General features: G+C 71.0%; 4 protein-coding genes. 2 read left to right on the plus strand and 2 right to left on the minus strand.

The genetic code is table 11. The features are described 5' to 3' along the window. Positions 1-213: 213 nt before the first annotated feature. Entirely contained in the window at positions 214-567 is a 354-nt protein-coding gene (locus H5J30_RS16710; protein WP_181788225.1) for a hypothetical protein, read from the plus strand. 66 nt (positions 568-633) lie between these two features. Here H5J30_RS16710 and H5J30_RS16715 read toward each other — a convergent pair whose 3' ends face one another. Then, on the minus strand, positions 634-1,791 hold the full coding sequence (locus H5J30_RS16715; RefSeq protein WP_181788226.1) for a C40 family peptidase: 1,158 nt from the start codon (positions 1,789-1,791) through the stop codon (positions 634-636). Positions 1,792-1,965: 174 nt separating this feature from the next. Here H5J30_RS16715 and pcrA point away from each other — a divergent pair, with 174 nt between their 5' ends. Continuing rightward, a complete protein-coding gene (pcrA, locus tag H5J30_RS16720) occupies positions 1,966-4,413 on the plus strand; it encodes a DNA helicase PcrA (protein WP_181788227.1) in 2,448 nt (815 codons plus the stop codon). A gap of 84 nt (positions 4,414-4,497) precedes the next feature. Here the strand turns inward: pcrA and H5J30_RS16725 are convergent. Beyond that, positions 4,498-5,172: M23 family metallopeptidase (locus tag H5J30_RS16725; protein WP_181788228.1), on the minus strand; the 675-nt coding region annotated here is incomplete at its 5' end.

Genomic DNA, 5,172 nt, shown 5'->3' on the forward strand with positions numbered 1-5,172 from the left:
CGGTGAGGAGCCGACCACCTGAGCCGAGACGCTAAGCCGAGGGTGCGGCGCAGGAGGAGGGGATGAAAGAGACTTACCGGACCTGCCCGATGGTGACAGGTTGTGATCGCCTGAACACGGCTGACTGGGCTGCGGGTTGGGATCTGTGACCGATGTGCCGGAAGCGGTCACCCCCATGAGCGCTGTCTGTTACGGACCGCTACGCTCACGCCCATGGATGTACTCATTAACGTCTTCGTCGCCACGCACGTCATCGGTGTCGCCGCGCTGCTGGGCGGCTGGCTCACCCAGTTGAAGTCGTTGAAGACAGGTGACGTGCGCATCGTGCCCGCCATGGTGCACGGCGCGCTGGTCATGCTGGTCACCGGATTCATCCTCACCGGCCTCAACGAGGCCGACGACGTGGAGCTGAACCACACGAAGCTCACCGTCAAGAGCGTGGTCCTGATCGCGATCCTCGTCATGGTCTACCTCAAGCGGGCGGAAGAGCGCATCGCGAAGGGCTACTTCCTCGCGATCGGGCTCCTGACCATGGCCAACATCTTCATCGCCACCACCTGGACCTGAGGCACCTGGACCTGAGGCCGGCCGCCTCCCGGCTCCCCGGCCCTCCGCCCCCCGTGCGCCCCGCCGTCAGGCCGGGCGCACACCACTGTGGAACGGCATGTAGTCGATCGACTCGTACTTCACGTCGTCGCCCGGCTTGGACGCGTGGATCATCTGCCCGTTGCCCACGTAGATCCCGACGTGGCTGATGTCGTCGTAGAAGAAGACCAGGTCGCCGGGCTGCAGATCCGCCTTGGCCACCTGCGTGCCCGCGTTGACCTGGTCGTAGGTCGTACGCGGCAGGGAGATGCCGGCCTCGCGCCAGGCGGCCTGGGTCAGGCCGGAGCAGTCGAACGAGTCCGGGCCCGTGGCCCCCCACACGTACGGCTTGCCCAGCTGGGCCTCGGCGAACGCCAGCACCTTCTCCGACTTCGAGGCGCCGGTGTCCGCGGGCGGCGGCTCCTCCTGCTGCTCTTCCTCCTGCTGCTCCTGCTCGCGCTGCTCCTGCTCGCGGCGCTCCTGCTCCGCCTGCCGCTGCCGCTCCAACTCCGCCTGGCGCGCGGCCTCCTCGGCCTTGCGCCGCGCCTCCTCCTCGCGCTTGCGCTCCAGCTCGGCGAGGCGCTGCTTCTCCTCCTCGGTGAGCCGGTCCAGCACCTTGCGCGCGTCGGACAGCTTCGTCTGGACCTCCTTCTTGGAGTCCCGGAGCTGCTCCTGCGACTCGGTGAGGTTCCGCAGGCTCTCCTGCGCCTCCGCCCGCTTGGTGTTGGCCTTGGCCTGGCGCACCTGGAACTGGTCGACCGCGGCCTGCTCGCGGTTCGTCAGCCGCTCCATGAGGTGGGCCTGGTCGAAGTAGGTCTGCGGGTCAGGCGCGAGCATGAAGGTCGCGGTGGGCGTGATGCCGCCGGTGCGGTACTGGGCGGCGGCGAGGCGGCCCAGCTCGCGCCGCGACTCGTTGAGCCGCGCGGTCTCCTCGGCCACCTCGTCGAGCTGCTGCTCGACCCGGCCGCGCTGCTGCGAGGTGCGCTCCTTGGCGCCGTTGTAGCGCTCGGTGGCCCGCTCCGCCTCGTGGTAGAGGTGGTCGACTTCCTTCTGTACGTCCTCGATCGACCGCTCGGCCGGGGTCGCGCCGGCTTCCTGGGAGAGAAGCGTCGCGGAGGCCAGGGCCGCGGAGCCGACACCGACGGCGGTACGGCGCCCCGCCGGCGACTCCAGGATCCGGGTCCGCGGCTTTCGGTGGGAAGCCAAGGCAGGCCACTCCTTCCGTCCGGGCAGTGCCCGTGCACGGTAGCCACTCGGTGGGACCGCTGTGAAGTCTGATGTTCGATTTGCCCGAAACCGTTTCGTGATCCGGGGCGCCGTTGCGGCCAATTCGGACATCCCGCGTGGGCTGTCGGTGGGGCGCCCTAGACTCTGTGGACGATGAGCAGCCTCTTCGACGACAGTCATCCCGCCCTCGCCGCGAGCGCCCCCGAGCCGTACTACCGCGATGGCGCGCCCCGTCCCGTCACCGACCCGGAAGCGCTGCTCACCGGGTTGAACGAGCAGCAGCGTGCCGCCGTGGAGCACGCCGGCACGCCCCTGCTGATCGTCGCCGGCGCCGGCTCCGGCAAGACCCGCGTGCTGACCCACCGCATCGCGTACCTGCTCGCCAGGCGGCGGGCCCACCCCGGCCAGATCCTCGCCATCACGTTCACGAACAAGGCGGCGGGGGAGATGAAGGAGCGCGTCGAGGACCTGGTCGGCGCGCGCGCGAACGCCATGTGGGTCTCCACGTTCCACAGCGCCTGCGTGCGCATCCTGCGCCGCGAGTCGAAGAAGCTGGGCTTCACGTCCTCGTTCTCGATCTACGACGCCGCCGACTCGCGCCGGCTGATGGCGCTGGTCTGCCGGGACCTGGACCTCGACCCGAAGCGCTATCCGCCCAAGGCGCTCGGCGCCAAGGTCTCCAGCCTGAAGAACGAGCTGATCGACGAGGAGAGCTGGGCCGCCCAGGCCACCGACGGGTACGAGAAGACGCTCGCCGAGGCGTACGCGCTGTACCAGTCGCGGCTCCGCGAGGCCAACGCGCTGGACTTCGACGACCTGATCATGACGACCGTGAACCTGCTGCAGGCGTTCCCGGACGTCGCCGAGCACTACCGCCGCCGGTTCCGGCACGTGCTGGTCGACGAGTACCAGGACACGAACAAGGCGCAGTACATGCTGGTGCGCGAGCTGGTCGGCCCGCCGGCCGGGGCTCCCGGGGAGGACGGGACCGCGACGGACGGCGGGGGCGCGCCGGAGGACGGGGGCGCGGAGCGTACGCCGGGACCGGAGGGCCCCGCGGAGCTGTGCGTCGTCGGCGACGCGGACCAGTCGATCTACGCCTTCCGCGGCGCCACCATCCGCAACATCCTCCAGTTCGAAGAGGACTACCCCGACGCGCGCACGATCCTGCTGGAGCAGAACTACCGCTCCACGCAGACGATCCTCAACGCCGCCAACGCCGTCATCGAGCGCAACGCCTCCCGCCGCCCCAAGAACCTGTGGACCGACGCCGGCGCCGGCGCCCGCATCGTCGGCTACGTCGCCGACACCGAGCACGACGAGGCGCAGTTCGTCGCCGACGAGATCGACCGGCTCTCGGACGCCGGCGACGCCCGCGCCGGCGACGTCGCCGTCTTCTACCGGACGAACGCCCAGTCCCGTGTCTTCGAGGAAGTCTTCATCCGCGTCGGCCTGCCGTACAAGGTCGTCGGCGGCGTCCGCTTCTACGAGCGCCGGGAGGTCCGCGACGTCCTCGCGTACCTGCGCGTGCTCGCCAACCCCGAGGACTCCGTACCGCTGCGCCGCATCATGAACGTGCCCAAGCGCGGCATCGGCGACCGCGCCGAGGCGATGATCGAGGCGCTGGCGCAGCGCGAGCGGATCTCCTTTCCGCAGGCGCTGGTGCGCGTGGACGAGGCGTACGGGATGGCGTCCCGCTCGGTCAACGCCGTCAAGCGGTTCAACACGCTGATGGAGGAGCTGCGCACGGTCGTGGAGTCCGGCGCCGGGCCGGCCACGGTGCTGGAGGCGGTGCTGGAGCGGACCGGCTATCTCGCCGAGCTGCAGGCGTCGACCGACCCGCAGGACGAGACCCGCATCGAGAACCTCCAGGAGCTGGCCGCCGTGGCCCTGGAGTTCGAGCAGGAGCGCGGCGAGGAGGGCCCGGGGACGCTCGCCGACTTCCTGGAGCGCGTCGCGCTGGTCGCCGACAGCGACGAGATCCCGGAGGAGGAGACGGACGGCTCCGGTGTCATCACGCTGATGACCCTGCACACCGCCAAGGGGCTGGAGTTCCCGGTGGTGTTCCTCTCCGGCATGGAGGACGGCGTCTTCCCCCACATGCGGGCCCTCGGCGACGTCAAGGAGCTGGAGGAGGAGCGCCGGCTGGCGTACGTGGGCATCACGCGCGCGCAGGAGCGGCTCTATCTGACGCGCTCGGTGATGCGCAGTTCGTGGGGCCAGCCGTCGTACAACCCGCCGTCGCGCTTCCTGGACGAGATCCCGCCGGCGTATCTGGACTGGCGGCGCACGGGCGCGTCGGCCACCCGGGGCGGCGGCGGGGGGCGGTCGCCGATGGAGTCCGCGGCGGCGGCGCTGGCGTCGTCGTTCACGTCGGCCCGTACGCGGCAGGGCCCTTCGGGCTTCGCCACCGGGCGGGCGACGGAGCGGCCGGTGATCGCGCTGTCGGTGGGGGACCGGGTGACGCACGACCAGTTCGGGATGGGCACGGTCGTCGAGGTGTCCGGCTCGGGCGCGAACGCGCAGGCGACGATCGACTTCGGCGACGGCGGGCGGACCAAGAAGCTGCTCCTGCGGTACGCGCCGGTGGAGCGGCTCTAAGGCGGTCCGGGCGGGTCGAGGCGCGGCCGGGTCCGGGCCCGGGCGGGCGTGCCGCGCTGCGGGTCCGGCGTGTCCTGCGCGGCCCTACTGCGGGTCGAGGCCCTTGTCCTGGAGCCAGGCCAGCGGGTCGATGGCGGAGCCGCCGTAGGGGTGCACCTCGAAGTGCAGGTGCGGGCCGGTGGAGTTGCCGGAGTTGCCCGAGTACGCGACGACGTCGCCGGCCTGCACGGGGCCGGTGGTGATGGCGTAGCTGTCGAGGTGGGCGTACCACGTCTCGGTGCCGTCCGGGGCGGTGAGGACGAGCATGTTCCCGTACGAGTAGTCGTAGCGGGTGGTGACCGTGCCGTCGGTGGCGGCCTTGACCTCGCTGCCGTACGAGACGGGGAAGTCGATGCCGGTGTGCACGGACATCCAGTTGACGCCCGCCTGGCCGTAGTACGCGCTGAGTCCCGGGTTGTCGACGGGGACCGCGAACTTCGGGCGCAGCGCCTCCTTGCGCGCCGCCTCCTCCGCCTCCCGCTTCCGCTCGGCCTCCTGCTTCTCCTTGAGGTCGATGCGCTCCTGGGTGCGGCTGGCGCGGTCGGCGAAGCCCTCGGCGTCCTCGGTGACCCCGCGAAGCTGCGTGTCGAGCGCGGCGTTGGCCTTCGACGTCTTGGCGGAGGCCGTGTCCGGGGCCGCCTGGGTCGTCTTGCCGTCGTCCTCGCCGCTGCCGGAGCCGGTGCCGGTGACGCTCGCGGCGGCGACGCCGGCCACGCCGAC

Source organism: Streptomyces phytophilus (assembly GCF_013870535.1).
Classification (GTDB): domain Bacteria; phylum Actinomycetota; class Actinomycetes; order Streptomycetales; family Streptomycetaceae; genus Streptomyces; species Streptomyces phytophilus.